The organism is Amycolatopsis sacchari (assembly GCF_900114035.1).
Classification (GTDB): Bacteria; Actinomycetota; Actinomycetes; order Mycobacteriales; family Pseudonocardiaceae; genus Amycolatopsis_E; species Amycolatopsis_E sacchari.
On sequence record NZ_FORP01000003.1, the window covers coordinates 350125 to 368588 of the forward strand.

General features: G+C 69.4%; 13 protein-coding genes. 1 reads left to right on the forward strand and 12 read right to left on the reverse strand.

Going from position 1 to position 18464, the window contains the following annotated elements; all coding sequences use genetic code 11:
• Positions 1-149 precede the first annotated feature (149 nt).
• Entirely contained in the window at positions 150-2042 is a 1893-nt protein-coding gene (locus BMZ92_RS08340) for an MDR family MFS transporter (protein WP_091505140.1), read from the forward strand.
• Between the two features lie 1257 nt (positions 2043-3299).
• Here the strand turns inward: BMZ92_RS08340 and nuoN are convergent.
• The 12 genes from nuoN to BMZ92_RS08405 form a co-directional block, all read right to left on the reverse strand.
• Positions 3300-4862, reverse strand: a complete 1563-nt coding sequence (nuoN, locus tag BMZ92_RS08345) for an NADH-quinone oxidoreductase subunit NuoN (protein WP_091505141.1) — start codon at positions 4860-4862, stop codon at positions 3300-3302.
• Positions 4863-4864: 2 nt separating this feature from the next.
• The gene (locus BMZ92_RS08350) at positions 4865-6415 is read right to left on the reverse strand and encodes an NADH-quinone oxidoreductase subunit M (RefSeq protein ID WP_091505142.1); all 1551 of its coding nucleotides are present in this window, start codon (positions 6413-6415) and stop codon (positions 4865-4867) included.
• The gene (nuoL, locus tag BMZ92_RS08355) at positions 6412-8307 is read right to left on the reverse strand and encodes an NADH-quinone oxidoreductase subunit L (RefSeq protein ID WP_091505143.1); all 1896 of its coding nucleotides are present in this window, start codon (positions 8305-8307) and stop codon (positions 6412-6414) included. The genes BMZ92_RS08350 and nuoL overlap by 4 nt, the downstream gene beginning before the upstream one ends.
• A 21-nt stretch (positions 8308-8328) precedes the next feature.
• Positions 8329-8628 (reverse strand): NADH-quinone oxidoreductase subunit NuoK, encoded by a 300-nt coding sequence (gene nuoK, locus BMZ92_RS08360; protein WP_091505144.1) that lies wholly within the window; start codon positions 8626-8628, stop codon positions 8329-8331.
• Complete coding sequence (locus tag BMZ92_RS08365) at positions 8625-9566, reverse strand: NADH-quinone oxidoreductase subunit J (RefSeq protein ID WP_177228588.1); 942 nt, start codon at positions 9564-9566, stop codon at positions 8625-8627. Before BMZ92_RS08365 ends, nuoK begins: the two co-directional genes overlap by 4 nt.
• A 466-nt stretch (positions 9567-10032) precedes the next feature.
• Positions 10033-10599: an NADH-quinone oxidoreductase subunit NuoI gene (gene nuoI / locus BMZ92_RS08375; RefSeq protein ID WP_091505146.1), complete on the reverse strand. Its 567-nt coding sequence runs from the start codon at positions 10597-10599 to the stop codon at positions 10033-10035.
• Positions 10586-11902 (reverse strand): NADH-quinone oxidoreductase subunit NuoH, encoded by a 1317-nt coding sequence (nuoH, locus tag BMZ92_RS08380; RefSeq protein WP_091505147.1) that lies wholly within the window; start codon positions 11900-11902, stop codon positions 10586-10588. Before nuoH ends, nuoI begins: the two co-directional genes overlap by 14 nt.
• A complete protein-coding gene (locus BMZ92_RS08385) occupies positions 11899-14358 on the reverse strand; it encodes an NADH-quinone oxidoreductase subunit G (RefSeq protein WP_091505148.1) in 2460 nt (819 codons plus the stop codon). The genes nuoH and BMZ92_RS08385 overlap by 4 nt, the downstream gene beginning before the upstream one ends.
• Complete coding sequence (gene nuoF / locus BMZ92_RS08390) at positions 14355-15635, reverse strand: NADH-quinone oxidoreductase subunit NuoF (protein ID WP_091505149.1); 1281 nt, start codon at positions 15633-15635, stop codon at positions 14355-14357. The genes BMZ92_RS08385 and nuoF overlap by 4 nt, the downstream gene beginning before the upstream one ends.
• On the reverse strand, positions 15632-16336 hold the full coding sequence (gene nuoE, locus BMZ92_RS08395) for an NADH-quinone oxidoreductase subunit NuoE (protein ID WP_091505150.1): 705 nt from the start codon (positions 16334-16336) through the stop codon (positions 15632-15634). Before nuoE ends, nuoF begins: the two co-directional genes overlap by 4 nt.
• Positions 16336-17718: an NADH-quinone oxidoreductase subunit D gene (locus BMZ92_RS08400; RefSeq protein ID WP_091505151.1), complete on the reverse strand. Its 1383-nt coding sequence runs from the start codon at positions 17716-17718 to the stop codon at positions 16336-16338. The genes nuoE and BMZ92_RS08400 overlap by 1 nt, the downstream gene beginning before the upstream one ends.
• Positions 17715-18464: an NADH-quinone oxidoreductase subunit C gene (locus tag BMZ92_RS08405; protein ID WP_091505152.1), complete on the reverse strand. Its 750-nt coding sequence runs from the start codon at positions 18462-18464 to the stop codon at positions 17715-17717. Before BMZ92_RS08405 ends, BMZ92_RS08400 begins: the two co-directional genes overlap by 4 nt.

Genomic DNA, 18464 nt, shown 5'->3' on the forward strand with positions numbered 1-18464 from the left:
TCACCACGGTCCTCACCAGCGTAATGGCAAGGCAGGACGGCACGGAGGGCCGCCGGGGCAGGGCCTCGGTGACGAAGGTGACAACCGGGATGAACCCCTTCGGGTGAGCTGCCCACCGGGAAACCGGTTCCGGAACTAGCCTTCGGGCTGTGACCAGCAGGAACAGGCAGCACAGCGTCGTCGCGGCGATCATGCTGGGGATGCTGCTGGCGGCCCTCGACCAGACCATCGTCTCCACCGCGCTCCCGACGATCGTCGCGGACCTCGGCGGCGTGAACCACCTGTCGTGGGTCGTCACGGCGTACCTGCTCGCCGAGACGATCATGACGGTGCTGATCGGCAAGTTCGGGGACCTGTTCGGCCGCAAGAAGGCCTTCCTCGCGAGCGTGCTGTTGTTCCTGGTCGGCTCGTTCTTCTCCGGCTGGGCCGATTCGATGCTGTGGCTGATCGTGTTCCGCGCGGTGCAGGGGCTCGGGGGCGGCGGCCTGATGGTCACGTCGTCGGCCGTGATCGCGGACGTCGTGCCGCTGCGGGAGCGCGGGAAGTACCAGGGCGTCATCGGCGCGATGTTCGGCGTGGCGACGGTGGCGGGTCCGCTGCTCGGCGGCCTGTTCGTGGACCACCTCAGCTGGCGGTGGGCGTTCTACGTGAACATCCCGCTCGGCGTCGTGGTGGTGCTGGTGGCGGCGTTCGCGCTGCCGGCGGTGCGCGGCGCGACCCGGCCGCGGATCGACTACCTGGGGATCCTGCTGATCGCGCTCGCGTCGACGGGCCTGACGCTGGTGACGAGCTGGGGCGGCACCGAGTACGCGTGGACGTCGCCGGTGATCCTCGGCATGGCGGCGGGTTCGGTGGTGCTGCTGGTGCTGTTCGTGCTGGTGGAGCAGCGCGCGGCGGAGCCGATGCTGCCGATGCGCCTGTTCCGCGGCCGGGTGTTCACGGTCGCGAGCGTGCTGAGTTTCGTGGTGGGTTTCGCGATGCTCGGCGGGATCACGTACCTGCCCACGTTCCTGCAGCGCGTCCAGGGCGCGAGCGCGACGGAGTCGGGGCTGCGGATGCTGCCGCTGGTGGTGGGGTTGCTGGTCACGTCGCTGGTGAGCGGCATGGTGATCAGCAGGACGGGGCGGTACAAGGTGTTCCCGCTGGCGGGTTCGCTCGTGATGGCGCTTGGCCTGTTCCTGTTGTCCACTTTGGACGCCGGGACGGGGTTCTGGGTGACGTCGGGGTTCATGGTGGTGCTCGGTCTGGGGCTGGGCTGTTGCATGCAGGTGCCGACGATCGTGGTCCAGAACACGAGCGATTACGAGGATCTCGGGGTGGCGACGTCGGGGGTTTCGTTCCTGCGCACGCTCGGCAGTTCGTTCGGGGTGGCGGTGTTCGGCACGATCTTCAGCAGCCGCCTGCCCGCGACGCCGAGCGTGTCGTCCTATGTGGACGCGATACAGACGATGTTCCTGGTGGCCGCGCCGATCGGCTTGGTCGCGTTCGTCGTGGCCCTGTTCCTGAAGGAGGTCCCCCTGCGCGATGCGGCTCGTGCCGTGGCAGCGGAGAGCAGCGGTTTTTCCGAACCGGGTTCGGGGAGTTCGAGGCAGGAGCTGGAGCGCGTGGTGGCGAGCCTGTGGCGGCGCCAGCAGGCGGACCCGGGCCCGGCGATCCTGGCGCGTTCGGGGGTGCGGTTGAGTTATGCACAGGCCTGGCTGCTGGTGCAGATTTATCGACACAGCGCCGACGACGGTGATGCGACCCTGCAGGAACTCTCCTCGGGGACGGCTGTGCCGCCGGGCATTTTCGAGCCCACGGCGGCCCAGCTGGTGGATTCAGGCCACCTCTCGGAGGCCGACGGGCATTACCGGTTCACGGGCCTGGGGACGGACACGTTCGCCCGCCTGGTCGGTGCGTGGCGGGTGTGGCTGCTGGAGTCGCTGGCGGAGGAGCCGGGAGACCAGGACTTCACAGCCTGCGTGGACGACCTGGCAGCCCAGCTGATCAGCAACAGCAGGAATTTGCCGACGGCCCGCCACGCGGCGGCGCCAGTGCCGTGACCGACTAGCCCGGGGCGGCGCGGCAGTTGCGGCGAAGGCGGATGGGCCGCAGAGCCGTTGCGCCGGAGGCGGATGGGCTCCAAGCCGGATGCGCCGCAGAGGCGGTTGGGCCGCGAGGCGGATGGGTCGCAGAGGCGGTCGGCGCCGCGAGGCGGTTCGGCCTGGCCCGGCGGGGCCTGGCCCGGCCGGGGCGGTTGGACCGCAGAGGCGCCGGAGCCTCGAAGGCGATTGGGCCTGGTCCGGTTGGGCCACAGAGGCGGTGAGGCCCGCTCCGTCGAGGCCCCACCAGCAGGTCGAATGGCCCTGATTGAGCGATTACCCCTGGCGCGTCAGGTCCGATTCTCCCGGCTCCCGGCCGGGGCCCAGGTCCTCCTGGCCCCCGCATACCGGTTCCCGCCCTAGTGCCGTCCCCTGCCCTCTCGCCTTAGGCCCCCCACTCTGGCCTTGCCTCACCCGTTCCCTCTTCCCGGCCCACCCTGCCCCCGGCTCCCCGGCCCACTCCGGCCCAACTCCCCAGCTCACGATTCCCTGCCCCGCCTACCCCGCCCTTTCCTGACTATTGCCCCCGCTGCCAGGCCACTCCACCCATCCCGCACCCCGCACCCCGCACCCCGCACCCCGCACCCCGCACCCCGCACCCCGCACCCCAGGACCACCAAACCCAAACCCCACCAGCCACACCAGCCCCAAAAACCTCCCCCACCGTCCCATTCCCAGCATTCCCACCAGCCCCCTCACCCCCGCCACCCCCTCCCACCCCGAACAATCCACAACCCCTCCCCTCAATCCCCCACCTAATCCACAGAATCCCCAGAGTTATCCACAGCCCTCCCAGTTCTCCACAGCCCAGGGGCACCAAAGCGAAGTTCTCCACAACCCCCTCCCCCATCCACAGAATCCGATTCTGTTCCCCACCCCGCCCCCACTCCCGGCATGCTCGAACCATCTCCCCGGAAAGGAAAAGAGATGGCCGAGCTGAACACCCTCCCGATCCGCACCCGCAGCGCCGCACCCCGTGCCGAAGACGCCTTCCGCACCGAGCTGGCCGAGGCCCGAACCCGGGGCCTCGCCCGCAGACACCTGGCGAAGCTGCGCCACCTCGGCCTGCTCGGCTGCCATTGCGGCGAGCCGCCCCGCCAGACGACCGTGCACAAACACACCTGCTCGTACGACGACGTGCTCTCCGCCTTGCGCGCCAACGAAAACGGGGCGCCCGGGCCTCACCGGCCCCAGACGCCCCGTGCTTCGCCTACCGCGTCAGAAAGCGAACGTGCCGGCCCCCGCCCAGCCGAGCGCGAACGAAGGCGCCACGCCGAGCAGCAGCGTGACGATCACCCCGAGCGTGATCGCGGCGGTGGTGAACGCCCCCGGCACGCTGACGGTCGGCCCCTCGGGCGCGGGCTGCGAGAAGTACATCAGCACCACCACCCGCAGGTAGAAGAACGCCGCGACGGCGCTGAACACCAGCGCGATCACCACCAGCGGCGCCATCCCGTCCCGCAGCGCGGCCGAGAACACGACGAACTTCCCGACGAACCCACTCGTCAGCGGGATTCCGGCGAGTGCCAGGAGCAGGAACGTGAACACGCCGGCGAGCACCGGCGAACGTTTCGCCAGCCCTGCCCAGGCGGACAGATGCGTCGCCTCGCCGGAGGAGTCGCGCACCAGCGACACGACCCCGAAGGCGGCGAGCGTCGTGAAGCCGTAGGCCAGCAGGTAGAACAGCGTGCCCGACAGCCCCTGGTCGGTCATCGCGAGCGTGCCCACCAGCAGGAACCCGGCATGGGCGATGGACGAGTACGCGATCATGCGCTTCACGTCCGTCTGCGTCAGGCCGAGGACCGCGCCGATCACCATCGACACGATCGCGACCGCCCACAGCACGCCACGCCATTCCCAGCTCGTCGACTCGAACCCGACGGTCAGCACCCGCAGGATCCCGCCGAACGCGGCGACCTTGGTGCACGCGGCCATGAACGCGGTCACCGGGGTCGGCGCGCCCTGGTAGACGTCCGGCGTCCAGGTGTGGAACGGCCCGACCGACCCCTTGAACAGCAGGCCCACCACGAGCAGGCCCATACCGGCGAACAACATCATGTCCGACCGGTCGGAGCCGGCGGCGGCGTGCGCGATGTCGGCGAGCTTCACCGAGTTCGCGTAGCCGTAGAGGAGCGCGAGGCCGTACAGGAAGAAGGCCGACGAGAAGGCACCGAGCAGGAAGTACTTGACCGCCGATTCCTGGGAGAGGAGACGGCGACGGCGGGCGAGCCCGCACATCAGGTACAGCGGCAGGCTCAGCACCTCGAGCGCGATGAACATCGTCAGCAGGTCGTTGGCCGCGCAGAAGGTCATCATGCCGCCGAGCGCGAACAGCGTCAGCGGGAAGACCTCGGTCTGCATCCCGGTGGAACCCACCTGGGCCCGGTCCTGGAACGTGCCGGGCCGGATGGCCGCCTGGGCGACGAACGCGCCCCCCGGCTCGACCGACCGGTCGGCGATCAACAGCACCGCGCCGAGTGCCAGTGCGAGCAGCGTGCCCCACAGGAACAGGGCGGGCTTGTCCACCGAGACCGCTCCGGCGAGGGTGGTCAGCCCTGCCACCGGCGAGCCGCTGACGTAGACGGCCAGCGAGACACCGGCCGCGACCAGCGCGGTCAGGCACAACACGACCTGTCCCGGCCAGCGCATGTGCCGCGGCAGGAACGCCTCGAACAGCACACTGACGCAGCCCGCCGCGAGGATGATCAGCACCGGCAGGATCGCCGCGTACTCGATCTGCGGCGTCGCGATCTGCCCTTGCTGGGCCAGCACGTGGATCACTTTCAGTGCCCTCCTTGCACGGCCGAAAGCGTGGCCTGCACCGACGGTCCCACCGTGTCGAGCACGGGTTTCGGGTAGAAGCCGAGTCCGATGATCAGCACGACCAGGGGAACCAGGATCGCGAGCTCCTTGCCGCCGAGATCCCGGATGCTCTTCCTGGCGCCGAGTTCGGGCGCGATGGCGGTTCCCGGCCCGCCACCCGCACCGACCAGCGCGTCGCCCCGGACGGGGCCGGTCATGATGCGCTGGTAGAGCCACAGCACGTAAGCGGCGGCGAGCACCATGCCGACGGTCGCGAGGATCGCGTACACCGGCTGGGTTTCGAACGAGCCCAGCAGCACCAGGAACTCACTGACGAAGGAGTTGGTACCCGGCAAGGACAAAGTGGACAGACCCGCGATGAGCAGCATCCCGCCCAGCAGAGGAGTCACCTTGTACATCCCGCCGTAGTCCGAGATCCGGGTCGAGCCGCCGCGCGCGATGACCAGGCCCAGCACGACGATGAGCATGCCCGTCGCCAGGCTGTGGTTGAGCATGTAGGTCACCGAGCCGACGGTCGCCTGCTGGGTGAAGGCGAAGATGCCCAGCGCGATGAACCCGAAGTGCGCGATCGACACGTAGGCCACGAAGCGCTTCATGTCCTGCTGCCCCGCGGCGAGGATCGAGCCGTAGAGCACGCCGATCACCGCCAGGATCAGCACGAGCGGCGCGAGGGTCTTGCTGGCCTCGGGGAACATCGGCAGGTTGTAGCGCAGCAGACCGAACGTGCCGACCTTGTCCAGCACGCCGACGATCAGCACCGCGACGCCGATGGGCGCCTCGCCCGCCGCGTCGGGCAGCCAGGTGTGGAACGGCACGAGCGGCGCCTTGATCGCGAACGCCAGGAAGAAACCGAGGAACAGCCAGATCTGCGTGCTCGTCGGGGCGTCCCTGACGACCGTGACCAGGGTGGCCCAGTCGAACGTGCCCTTGCCCAGCTTGTCCGCGGCGAGCGAGTACGCGCCGATCGCCGAGGCCAGCATGATCAGCCCGCCGAGGAAGGAGTACAGGAAGAACTTGACCGCCGCGTACTGCCGGTTCGCGCCGCCGTAGCCGCCGATGAGGAAGTACATCGGGATCAGCATGATCTCGAACAGCACGTAGAACAGGAACACGTCGGTGGCGGCGAACACCGCGATCGTCAGCGCCTGCTGGACGAGGATCAGCGCGAGGTACCCGCCCGCGCTGCGCCCCTCGGGCAGCTTGTCCGCGGTGCCCAGCGCGCCGATCACGATCGGCACCAGGAACGTGATCACCGCGATCATGATGAGCGCGATGCCGTCGACGCCGAACGCGATGTGGATGCCGAAGGTCGGGATCCAGTCCATCGACGTGGTCTGCTGCAGGCGGTCACCGCTGGGGTGGTAGGTCGCCCACATCGGGATCATCAGCAGGAACTCGACGATCGAGAACGCCAGCGCCACCGTCACGGCCAGCCGGTCGTTCCTGCGCAGCCCGCACAGGACGAGCGCGCCGACCAGCGGCAACAGGATGAGGGCCAGTACCCAGGTCATGAGAACCTCACCAACAGCAGAGCCGCGACCAGTACGAACGAACCGGCCAGCATGGACAGGGCGTACGAGCGGACGAACCCGGTCTGCAGGCGCCGCAGCCGCCCGGAGCCGCCACCGAGCGCGGCGGCGAGACCGTTGACGGCGCCGTCGACGCCCCGGCTGTCCAGGTACACCGAGAACCGGGTGAGCCACATGCCCGGAGTGGCGACCAGCGCCTCGTTCAGCGCGTTGCCGTAGAGGTCCTTCCTGGCCGCCCGGACCAGGCCGGACACGTTCTGCGGCCGCTCGACCGGGGTGTCCCGGCGCCCGACCACCAGCCACGCCACGAGCACGCCCAGTGCGGAGAGGAGGACCGTCAACCACGGGATCAACGAGTGCGGGATCGCCGTGTGCTCGGCCTCGCCGAGTTCACCCAGCGCCGGTTCGAGCCAGTCGGACAACCGGGAACCCAGGGAAAGGAACGCGCCGGCGCCGACGGAACCGATCGCCAGGATGATCATCGGCACGGTCATCACCTTCGGCGACTCGTGCGGGTGGAACTCGCGGCCGTCGCTGCTCTTGAGTTCCTTCCAGCGTTCCTTGCCGAAGAAGGTCATCAGCACCAGGCGCGTCATGTAGAAGGCGGTGAGCGCGGCGCCGAGCATCGCGGCGAGGCCGAACACCCAGCCGCGCCAGCCCTCCTGGCCGAACGCCGCCTCGATGATCGCGTCCTTGGAGAAGTAGCCCGACAGGAAGGGGAACCCGATGAGTGCGAGGTAACCGAGGCCGAACGTCACGAAGGTGATCGGCATCCGCTTGTACAGCCCGCCGAACTTGCGCATGTCGACCTCGTCGTTCATGCCGTGCATGACCGAACCGGCACCGAGGAACAGCCCGGCCTTGAAGAAGCCGTGCGTCAGCAGGTGCATGATGCCCAGCGCGTAGCCGAACGGCCCGAGCCCGACGGCGAGCATCATGTAGCCGATCTGGCTCACCGTCGAATAGGCGAGCACCTTCTTGATGTCGTCGTAGGCGCAGCCGATGATGCACCCGATCAGCAGCGTGACCGCGCCGACGAGGGTGACGATGAGCCGTCCGCTCTCGGTCTCGTTGTAGATCGGGTTGGCGCGGGCGACCAGGTACACCCCCGCGGTGACCATCGTCGCGGCGTGGATCAGCGCCGACACCGGGGTCGGGCCCTCCATGGCGTCGGGCAACCAGGCCTGCAGCGGGAACTGACCGGACTTGCCGCACGCACCCAGCAGCAGCAGGATCGCGATCGCGGTGATCACGCCGGCTGGTGCGTCGCCGATGCGGTCGAACACGCCCGCGTAGCTGACCGTCCCGAGGTACTTGTACATCAGGAAGATCGCCAACGCGAGGCCGACGTCACCGACGCGGTTCATCAGGAAGGCCTTCTTCGCGGCGGTCGCCGCCGACGGCCGGTCCGTGTACCACCCGATGAGCAGGTACGACGCCAGACCGACACCCTCCCAGCCGAGGTACAGGGTGATGAAGTTGTTGCCCAGCACCAGAACCAGCATCGAGGCGACGAACAGGTTGAGGTACCCGAAGAACTTCCGCCGGTTCGCGTCGTCCGCCATGTAACCGATGGAGTAGATGTGGATCAGCGAACCCACACCGGTGATCAGCAGGACGAAGACGAGGGACAGCGCGTCGATGCGGAACCCGAAGTCGACCGTGAGGTTGCCGACCGGGAACCACGAGTAGAACGTCGTGTCGGTGGGGTGACCGTCGCTGCCGAAGAACAACGCCAGCCCGTACGCGAACGACGCGATGACCGTGACACAGCCGAGCAGGTGCCCCCACGCGTCCGTGCGCCGCCCCCCGGCCAGCAGGATCAACGCACCCAGAGCCGGGAACGCGACCAGCAGCCACGATGATGCGATCACTGTGCAGCTCTCCTAGTGCCTCTAGTACTTCAGCAGGTTCGTGTCGTCGACGGAGGCCGAGCGGCGGGTGCGGAAGATGGCCATGATGATCGCCAGCCCGACCACGACCTCCGCGGCGGCGACGACCATCACGAAGAACGCCATCACCTGTCCGTCGAGGCTGCCGTTGATGCGGGAGAACGTGACCAGCGACAGGTTCACCGCGTTGAGCATCAGCTCGATGCACATGAACACGACGATCGCGTTGCGCCGCACCAGCACGCCCACCGCACCGATGGAGAACAGCAGCGCGGACAGCAGCAGGTAGTAGGTGGGAGTCACTTCTTCTCCTCCGAACCGGTCAGCGCGGGCGCTTCCTCGCGCGCATCCGACCCGGCGGCACCCGCCGCACCGGCGCCCGCCTCCGCCGAACCCGCGCCCGGACCGGAGCCGGAGCCGGGATCGCCGTGCGTGCCCGCGGTCGAGCCGGTCAGCGCGTGGGCGTCCGGGTGCGGCTCCTTGCCCTCGACGCGCTTGCGTTCGGCTTCGAGCTGCGCGGTGGGGGTGGACTCGATGATCGCGGACAGGGACTCCTGCGCCACCGTGCCGTCCGGCAGCAGCGCCGGGGTCATGACCGAGTGCGAGGTCGCGAAGACACCGGGGCCGGGCTTCGGCGAGATGCGCTCGTACTCGCCGCGGAACCGGGCCTCCACGAGTTCCTTCTGCGTGCGACGGCTGCGCTTCTCGTGGAACGCCAGCACCATCGCGCCGAGCGCGGCGGTGATGAGCAGAGCCGACGTCAGCTCGAACGGGAACAGGTAGTCGGTGAAGATCATCCGGCCGAGCCCGCCGGGTGTGCCGTTGGGCGCGGGTGCCGGGGTCACGTTCGCCAGCGCGTTGATCAGGCCCGTGACGATCAGCCCGGCGATCCCGATACCGAGGATGCCCGCCCACAGCCGTTGTCCCCGCAAGACCTCGACCACGGAGTCGGAACTCTCGCGGCCGACGAGCATCAGCACGAACAGGAACAGCATCATGATCGCGCCGGTGTAGACGATGATCTGGGTGAAGCCCAGGAACGGCGCCTGCTGCACGAGGTACAGCACGCCGAGCGAGAACATCGTCATCGCGAGGAACAGTGCGGAGTGGACGGCGCTGCGCGCGAAGATCAGCCCCAGCGCCCCGAGCAAGGCGATCGGCCCGAGGATCCAGAACGCGACGGCCTCGCCGGTGGACGTGCTCTGGTCGACCGCCTGCGCCAGCACCAGTGAACTCAGCATGCCGCCGCCTCCTCCTGCGAGATAGCCCTGCGCGAGGCCGCCCGGGCGGAAACCACCGAGCGCGAGACCGCCTCACCAGCGGGCACCAAGGGCGAGGCCGCCCCCGCCGGAACCGCCGCACGCGAGGCCGCCCTGGCCGGGACCACCGCGCGCGAGGCCACCGCACGAGAGGCCACCCCACCCGGAGCGACCGAGCACGAGGCCGCCCTGGCCAGAACCGCCGAACGCAAGACCGCCCCACCCGGAGCCACCGAGCGCGAGGGCGCCGTAGCCGGGACCACCGCACGCGAGACCGCCCTGGCCGGAACCACCGCACGCACGACCGCCGCCTGCGAGGCCAACCCGGCCGAAACCACCGAGCGCGAGGCCGCCCCGGCCGAAACCACCAAGCGCGACGCCGCCTCACCGGAGCTGGCGGCCCGCGCCGGGACCCTCCGCGACACCGCGGCGGCCGGAACCGAGCCGGTCATGAGATGACCTCCTCGCGGGCCGTTTCCACCGTCTCGCCCGAGGGGACGCCGCGGCCGCGGGCCAGCTCCGGGCCGTTGACGTAGTAGTCCTGCTCGTCGTCGCCGAGGCGCATCGGGTGGGGCGGCTGCTCCATGCCCGGCAGCAGCGGCGCCAGCAGATCCTCCTTGGTGTAGATCAGCCGCTGGCGGTCGTCGTCGGCGAGCTCGTAGAAGTTGATCATCGTCAGGGAGCGCGTCGGGCAGGCCTCGATGCACAGGCCGCAGCCGATGCACCTGAGGTAGTTGATCTGGTAGTCCTTGCCGTACCGCTCACCGGGCGAGTACCGCGCGTCCTCGGTGTTGTCGCCGCCCTCGACGAAGATCGCGTCCGCCGGGCACGCCCACGCGCACAGCTCGCAGCCGACGCACTTCTCCAGCCCGTCCGGGTGCCGGTTGAGCTGGTGCCGCCCGTGGTACCGCGGCGCGGCCGGCGCACCGGCCTCCGGGTACTCCTCCGTCGCCACCTTCTTGAACATCATCCCGAAGGTGACGCCAAAGCCCTTGATCGGATCAAACAGTCCCATCGGAACTCCCCACCTGCGCCGGTTCCCCGGCCTCCACAGCCGGACGGCGCCTCGTCTTCGACCGGTCCGGCACCTGCGGCACCTTCAGGTCCAGCGGCGGCAGCGGATAACCGCCGCCCGTGATCGGCACGCGGTCGTCGTCCGCCGGCGGGCGGCGGTCCGGCATCAGGAACGCGATCGCGATCGCGACGACGGCCACGACCACCACGCCGATCACGATCTGCGACGTCGTCAGCCCGCCGTTGTTGCGGATCGCCCTGATCGCGGTCACGACCACGATCCACAGCAGGTTCGCCGGGACCAGCACCTTCCAGCCCAGCTTCATGAACTGGTCGTAGCGGAACCGCGGCAGCGTGCCGCGCAGCCAGATGAAGCCGAACAGCAGCGCGAACAGCTTGATCCCGAACCAGATCAGCGGCAGCCAGCCCCGGTTCAGCGGCGAGTCGAGCCCGACGAACGGGAACATCCAGCCGCCGAGGAACAACGTCGTCGCGAACGCCGAGACGATCACCATGTTCACGTACTCGGCGAGGAAGAACATCGCGAACTTCATCGACGAGTACTCCGTGTGGAACCCGCCGACCAGCTCCGACTCCGCCTCCGGCAGGTCGAACGGCGCCCGGTTCGTCTCGCCGACCATCGAGATCAGGTAGATCACGAAACTCGGCAGCAGCAGGTAGAAGTACCACCCGCCGGCCTGGGCGTGCACGATGTCGCCGGTGGACATCGACTGCGCGTAGAGCACCACGGCCACGATGGACAGGCCCATCGCGATCTCGTACGAGATCACCTGCGCCGCCGACCGCAGCCCGCCGAGCAGCGGGTACGGCGAGCCCGACGACCAGCCGGCGAGCACGATGCCGTACACGCCGACCGACGAGCAGGCCAGGATCACGAGCACCCCGACCGGCAGGTCGACCAGCTGCAGCACGGTCTGCTCACCGAAGATCGACACCTGCGGCCCGAACGGCACCGCCGACAACGCGATCAACGACGGGACCACCGCGATCACCGGCGCCAGGAAGTACACCTTCCGGTCGGCGGTGTCGGGGATGACCTGCTCCTTGAACGGGAGCTTCAGCGCGTCCGCCAGCGACTGCAGGTACCCGCCCGGCCCGACGCGGTTCGGTCCCGGCCGGTTCTGCATCCGGCCGACCGCCTTGCGCTCCCACACGATCAGGAAGATCGTCATGATCGGCCCGATCAGCAGGATCACGACGGCCTTGATGAGGATGAGCCACCACGGGTCGTCCGCGAGCAGCTCCGCCCTGGTCATCGGTTCCTGCATGAGGTACGGGTTCATCGCGCGCCTCCCGGTTCGAGGGAAACCACAGCTCCGTGCCCGGCGCCGAGCGCCGTCCGCACCCGCGAGCCGTCGGAGTTCGACGGCAGCCAGACCACGCCCTCGGGCAGGTCCGCCGCTTCGACGGGCAGCGTGACCGAGCCGCGGCCGGTCGACACGGTCACCGTCTCGCCCAGCTGCTCCGCCGTCGAGGGCGCCACCCGCGCGACGGGCTTGCGCGCCGTCCCCGCCAGGTGGGGCTCGTCGACCTGGAGCGAGCCGTTGTCGATCAGCTGCCGCCACGTCGACAACCACGCCTCGCCCTTGCCGAGCGGTTCGAGCGACGCCGGCGTCACAGCCGTGAAGGCGGGACGCGCGGTGTACGCGGGCAGACGCGACAGGTCGCCGTACGCGGCCGCCGGGGTCTGCGTGAACAGGTCGGCGTCCATCTCGACGGCCAGCGTGTCGAGCACCCGGCCGTCCGGCAGGGCGCCGCTGTTCTCGATCGTGATGTCGAACGCGCGGCGGCGGCCCTCCCAGTTGAGGTAGCTGCCCGCCTTCTCCACGTCCGGCGCGATCGGCAGCACCACGTCCGCGCGCTCGGTGACCTCGCTCGGCCGCAGCTCCAGGCTGACGACGAACTCGGCGCGGTCCAGCGCGCGGCGCGCCAGCTCCGGGTCGGGCAGGTCGTTCGGGTCGACACCGCCGACCACCACTCCGCCGAGCACGCCTTCCGCGAGCGCCGCGAGGATGCCGGTGGTGTCGCGTCCGGGTTCGGACGGCACCTGCACGCCCCACGCCGTCGAGACCTCCGCGCGGGCCGCCTCGTCGGTGACGGGACGGCCGCCGGGCAGCAGCGTCGGCGCCGCACCGGCTTCGAGCGCTCCGCGCTCACCGGCCCGCCGCGGGATCCAGGCGACGCGCGCGCCGGTCCGCGAGGACAACGCGTGCACCGCCGAGAACAGGCCCGGCACCTCGGCCGCCCGCTCCCCGACCAGGATCACCGCGCCCTCCTGGGCCAGCGCCGCGTCGAGGTCCGGCGCGTGCTCGGCGAGTGCCGCGAGCGCCGCGGGTTCCCCACCCGGCGGGCAGGCGAGCAGCTCACCGAACGTCTTGCGCACCGACGACGTGGTCCACTGTCCCAAGTGGACGACCTTGGCACGCCGCTTCCTGGCCGCCTTGCGCAGCCGCAGGAACACGATCGGCGCCTCGTCCTCGGGCTCGAACGCCACGCACAGCACGGTCGGCGCGTTCTCGATCGCCGCGAAGGTGACACCGTTCTCCGGCGTGGTGCCGACGACCTGCGAAGCGAGGAACGACAGCTCCTCCGCCGAGTGCGCCCGCGCGCGGAAGTCGATGTCGTTGGTACGCAAGGCGATCCGGGCGAACTTCGAGTACGCGTACGCGTCCTCCAAGGTCAGTCGCCCGCCGGTCAGCACGCCGACACCGCGCGTGTCACGCGCCTTGGTCAGCCCGTCGGCGGCCGCTCGCAAGGCCTCGGTCCACGAAGCCTCACGCAGCGTCCCCGACGAGTCCCGCACCAGCGGGCGCCGGATGCGGTCGGCGGTCTGCGCGTACCGGAACGCGAAGCGGCCCTTGTCGCAGATCCACTCCTCGTTGACCTCCGGGTCGTTGCCGGCGAGCTTGCGCATCACCTTGCCGCGCCGGAAGTCCGTCCGCTCCGCACAGCCGGACGAGCAGTGCTCGCAGACGCTGGGCGAGGACACCAGGTCGAACGGCCGCGAGCGGAACCGGTACTGCGCCGACGTCAGCGCGCCGACCGGGCAGATCTGGATCGTGTTCCCGGAGAAGTACGACTGGAACGGCTTGCCCGAAGACGTGCGGGACGCCATGTCCAGCACATCCGCCGTCTCGGCCGTCCCGATCTGCTGGTGCGCCCCGCGCTCCAGCAGGTCGATGAACGGGTCACCGGCGATCTGCGCGGAGAACCGCGTGCACCGCTGGCACAGCACGCACCGCTCGCGGTCGAGCAGCACCTGCGTCGAGATCGGCAGCGGCTTCGGGAACGTGCGCTTCTTGTCGTGGAAGCGGGATTCCGCGCGGCCGTGGGCCATCGCCTGGTTCTGCAGCGGGCACTCGCCGCCCTTGTCGCACACCGGGCAGTCCAGCGGGTGGTTGATGAGCAGCAGCTCCATCACACCCTGCTGCGCCTTGTCCGCGACCGGCGACGTCAGCTGCGTCTTCACGACCATGCCGTCGGCGACCGTCATGGTGCACGACGCCTGCGGCTTCGGCATCGGCCGACCGCCCATCTCCACCTCGACGAGGCACTGGCGGCACGCGCCCGCCGGGTCGAGCAGCGGGTGGTCGCAGAACCGCGGGATCACCGTGCCGAGCCGTTCCGCGGTGCGGATCAGCAGCTCGCCCTTCGGCGCGATGACCTCCTCGCCGTCGATCGTGAGCCGCACATACCCCTCAGGCACCTCGACCTTGGGTTCCTCTGGCGCCATCGTCATGCCTGCGCTCCCACCAGCTCACGCTTGTTGCTCTCGCACAGTGCGAGGAACTCGTCCCGGAAGTACTTGATGCCACTGGTGATCGGGCTGACCGCGCCGTCACCGAGCGCGCAGAACGACCGGCCGAGGATGTTGTCGCAGACGTCGAGCAGCGTGTCGATGTCCTCGGGCGTGCCGCGGCCCTCGACCATCCGCTCCAGGATCTGCGCCAGCCAGTACGTGCCCTCGCGGCACGGCGTGCACTTGCCGCACGACTCGTGCTCGTAGAACTGCGTCCACTTCATCACGGCCCACGGCACGGACACCGTCTCGTTGAACACCTGGACCGCGGTGGTGCCGAGCATCGAGCCCGCCTCGGCGGCGCCCTCGAAGTCCAGCGGCACGTCCAGGTGCTCGGCGGTGAACAGCGGCGTCGACGAGCCGCCCGGCGTCCAGAACTTCAGCGGGATGCCGTCCTTCATGCCGCCGCACAGCTCCAGCAGCTGCCGCAGGGTCGTGCCCAGCGGCGCCTCGTACTGGCCGGGCCGCTCGACGTGGCCGGAGATCGAGTAGATCTTCGGGCCGGGCGACTTCTCGCGCCCCATCTTGCGGAACCAGTCGGACCCGGCGTTGACGATGTACGGCGCGCTCGCGATCGTCTCGACGTTGTTCACCGTGGTCGGCGCCGCGTAGAGGCCCGCGGCCGCGGGGAACGGCGGCTTGAGCCGGGGCTGCCCGCGACGGCCTTCGAGCGAGTCGAGCAGTGCCGTCTCCTCGCCGCAGATGTACGCACCCGCGCCCGCGTGGACGGTGATCTTGAGGTCGTAACCCGAGCCGAGGATGTTCTCGCCCAGGTACCCGGCCGCCTCCGCCTCGCGCACCGCCGCGTTCAGGCGGCGGATGCAGTGCAGCGCCTCACCGCGCACGTAGATGAAGCAGTGGTGCGAGCGCATCGCGTACGACGCGATGATGCAGCCCTCGATGAGCGAGTGCGGGTCCGCCATCATCAGCGGGATGTCCTTGCACGTCCCGGGTTCGCCTTCGTCGGCGTTGATCACCAGGTAGTGCGGCTTGTCCTCGTTCGGCGGCATGAAGGACCACTTCACACCGGCCGGGAAACCGGCACCGCCACGACCGCGCAGGCCCGCGTCCTTGATCAGCTGCACGAGCTGTTCCGGCGTACCGGAAAGCGCTTTCCGGACCGCCGTGTAACCCTCGAGCTGCTCGTAGGTCGACAACCGCCACGAGTTCGGCGACAACCAGCGCTTGGTCAGCACCGGGGTCAACGGGTCGCTCATTTCGCCTCCACCTCCGGCAGCGGAACGTCCTCCATCACGGGCGCCGTCCAGCCGCGCTCAGCGGCCAGGCTGGCTCCGCGCAAGGTCTCCACCGCCTGCGACGGACCGTCCACCTGGGACCGGAACGTCTCCTCGTCCTCGGGGAAGAAGCCTGCGAGCTGAAGCTCCGCCCCCTTGAAGTCCGTCAGCGGCGCACCCCGTGTCGGCGCGGGCTTTTCCCCGCGCTGCAACGCTTTCACGAGTTCGAGCGCCGACTCCGGCGACTGCTTGTCGTAGTACTCGTAGTTGACCTGCAGCACCGGCGCGAGGTCGCATGCCGCCAGGCACTCCGCGTGCTCCAGCATGATCGAACCGGGCTCGCCCGGCTCCCCGGAAACCTCTTCGTGCCCCACACCCAGGTGCTCGGACAGCTGCTGGTAGATCGCGTCACCGCCGAGCGCCGCGCACAACGTGTTGGTGCAGACGCTGACCAGGTGCTCGCCGCACGGCCGCCGCTTGTACATGGTGTAGAACGTCGCGACCGCGCTCACCTCGGCCTCGGTCAGCCCGAGCTGCTCCGCGCAGAACGCGATGCCCTCCTGGCTCACGTAGCCCTGCACCGACTGCACGAGGTGCAGCATCGGCAGCAGCGCCGAGCGGGACTGCGGGTACCGCCCGATCAGGTCCTGCGCCTTCGCGACCGTGTCGTCGTCGAAAATCATCAGCGGTCCACTCCCCCCATCACGGGGTCGATCGAGGCGACGGCGGCGATCACGTCAGCCACCAGGCCGCCCTCGGACATCGCGGGCATCGACTGCAGGTTCACGAAACTCGGTTCCCGCACGTGCACCCGCCACGGCCGCGTGCCGCCGTCGGACACGACGTGGAAACCGAGCTCCCCGCGCGGCGACTCGACCGGCGCGTACACCTGCCCCGGCGGCACCTTGAAGCCCTCGGTGACCAGCTTGAAGTGGTGGATCAGGGACTCCATCGACTGGCCCATGATCTTGCGGACGTGCTCGAGCGAGTTGCCCATGCCGTCGCTGGAGATCGACAGCTGCGCAGGCCACGCGATCTTCTTGTCCTCGACCATCACCGGCCCGGGCTCGTCGAGCCGCTTGAGCACCTGCTTGATGATCCGCAGCGACTGGTGCATCTCCTCGACGCGGCACAGGTACCGCGCCCAGCAGTCGGCCTCGGTGGAGGTCGGGATGTCGAACTCGAACTCGTCGTAGGAGGAGTACGGCTCGACCTTCCGCAGGTCCCACGGCAGCCCGGCCGAGCGCAGCACCGGGCCGGTGACGCCGAGCGCGAGGCACGCGTCCACGGGCAGGTAGCCGACGCCCTTGAGCCGGTTGCGCCAGATCGGCTGACCGGTGAACAGCTTGTCGTACAAGGGAAGCCGCTTGTCCATCACCTTGACGAACTCGCTGATCTTCGCGTGCGCGTCCGTCGGCAGGTCCTGCGCGACCCCGCCGGGCCGGATGAACGCGTGGTTCATCCGCAGGCCGGTCAGGTACTCCAGCAGGTGCAGCACCTCTTCGCGCTCGCGGAAGCCGAGCGTCATCGCCGTGGTGGCACCGAGTTCCATGCCGCCGGTCGCGATGTACACCAGGTGCGAGCCGATGCGGTTGATCTCGCACAGCAGCACGCGGATCAGCTGCGCCCGCTTCGGCACCTCGACGCGCAGCAGCTTCTCCACCGCGAGGCAGTACCCGAGCTCGTTGAACAGCGGCGACAGGTAGTCCATGCGCGTCACGAACGTGACGCCCTGGGTCCACGTGCGGTACTCGGTGTTCTTCTCGATCCCGGTGTGCAGGTAGCCGATGACCGAGCGCAGCTGGGTGACGGTCTCGCCCTCCAGCTCCAGCACGAGCCGGAGCACGCCGTGCGTCGACGGGTGCTGCGGCCCCATGTTGATGACCATGCGCTCGTCGTGGTCGGCGTCGGACAGCACGTCGTCCCAGTCGCCACCGCTGACGTGGTAGACGCGGCCTTCCGTGGTTTCGCGCGACTCCGCGTAGTCCACGTTGTCGGTGCTGTCGGCACCGGGAGCGGTCGTGTCCGTCCCCGTCGTGACGTCCGAAAGCCGGTCGGTAGTCATGAGTACGACCTCCGCTGGTCCGGCGGCGGGATCTCCGCGCCCTTGTACTCCACGGGAATTCCGCCGAGCGGGTAGTCCTTGCGCTGCGGGTGCCCGTCCCAGTCGTCGGGCATCAGGATGCGCGTCAGCGACGGGTGTCCGTCGTAGACGATGCCGAACATGTCGTAGGCCTCCCGCTCCTGCCAGTCGGCGGTCGGGTACACCTCGACGACCGACGGCACGTGCGGGTCGTCGACCTCCGCCGTGACCTCCAGCCGGATGCGGCGGCGGTAGGTCATGGACGTCAGGTGGTACACCGAGTGCAGCCGTTGCGGCACGTCCGGCCCGTAGTCCACACCGGACACCGAGCTGCACAGCTCGAACCGCAGCCCCGCGTCGTCGCGGAGGATCCGGCAGGCCTGCACGAGGTACCGCTTGTCCAGGTACAGCGTGATCTCGCCGCGGTCGACGGTGATCTGCTGGACGGCCTCGGCGGGCACGCCGTTTTCGCCCAGTGCGGCGAAGAACTGGTCGGCGAACTCGTCGAACCAGCCGCCGAACGGCCGTTCCGCGGGCGGCGGTGAGTACGCGGGCAGGCGCAGCCCGCCGTAACCCGACGTGTCACCGCTGTCGTGCACCCCGAACATGCCGCGGCGTTCGCGGCCCGCCACCACCGGCTGGGCCGGCCGCGCGCCTTCCGGCCGCAGCCCGACCTCGCGCTCGGCGCTCGACTGCTCGTCGCCGGTCTCTGGTTTCTCTTCAGGCAC

Bases quoted from the DNA above. Each gene is read 5' to 3' on its own strand.
- nuoH (WP_091505147.1), bottom strand. From the start codon at position 11,902: ATGAACCCGTACCTCATGCAGGAACCGATGACCAGGGCGGAGCTGCTC.
- nuoI (WP_091505146.1), bottom strand. From the start codon at position 10,599: ATGGGACTGTTTGATCCGATCAAGGGCTTTGGCGTCACCTTCGGGATG.
- BMZ92_RS08365 (WP_177228588.1), bottom strand. From the start codon at position 9,566: ATGCTGAGTTCACTGGTGCTGGCGCAGGCGGTCGACCAGAGCACGTCC.
- BMZ92_RS08385 (WP_091505148.1), bottom strand. From the start codon at position 14,358: ATGACGATGGCGCCAGAGGAACCCAAGGTCGAGGTGCCTGAGGGGTAT.
- BMZ92_RS08400 (WP_091505151.1), bottom strand. From the start codon at position 17,718: ATGACTACCGACCGGCTTTCGGACGTCACGACGGGGACGGACACGACC.
- nuoE (WP_091505150.1), bottom strand. From the start codon at position 16,336: ATGATTTTCGACGACGACACGGTCGCGAAGGCGCAGGACCTGATCGGG.
- nuoF (WP_091505149.1), bottom strand. From the start codon at position 15,635: ATGAGCGACCCGTTGACCCCGGTGCTGACCAAGCGCTGGTTGTCGCCG.
- BMZ92_RS08350 (WP_091505142.1), bottom strand. From the start codon at position 6,415: ATGACCTGGGTACTGGCCCTCATCCTGTTGCCGCTGGTCGGCGCGCTC.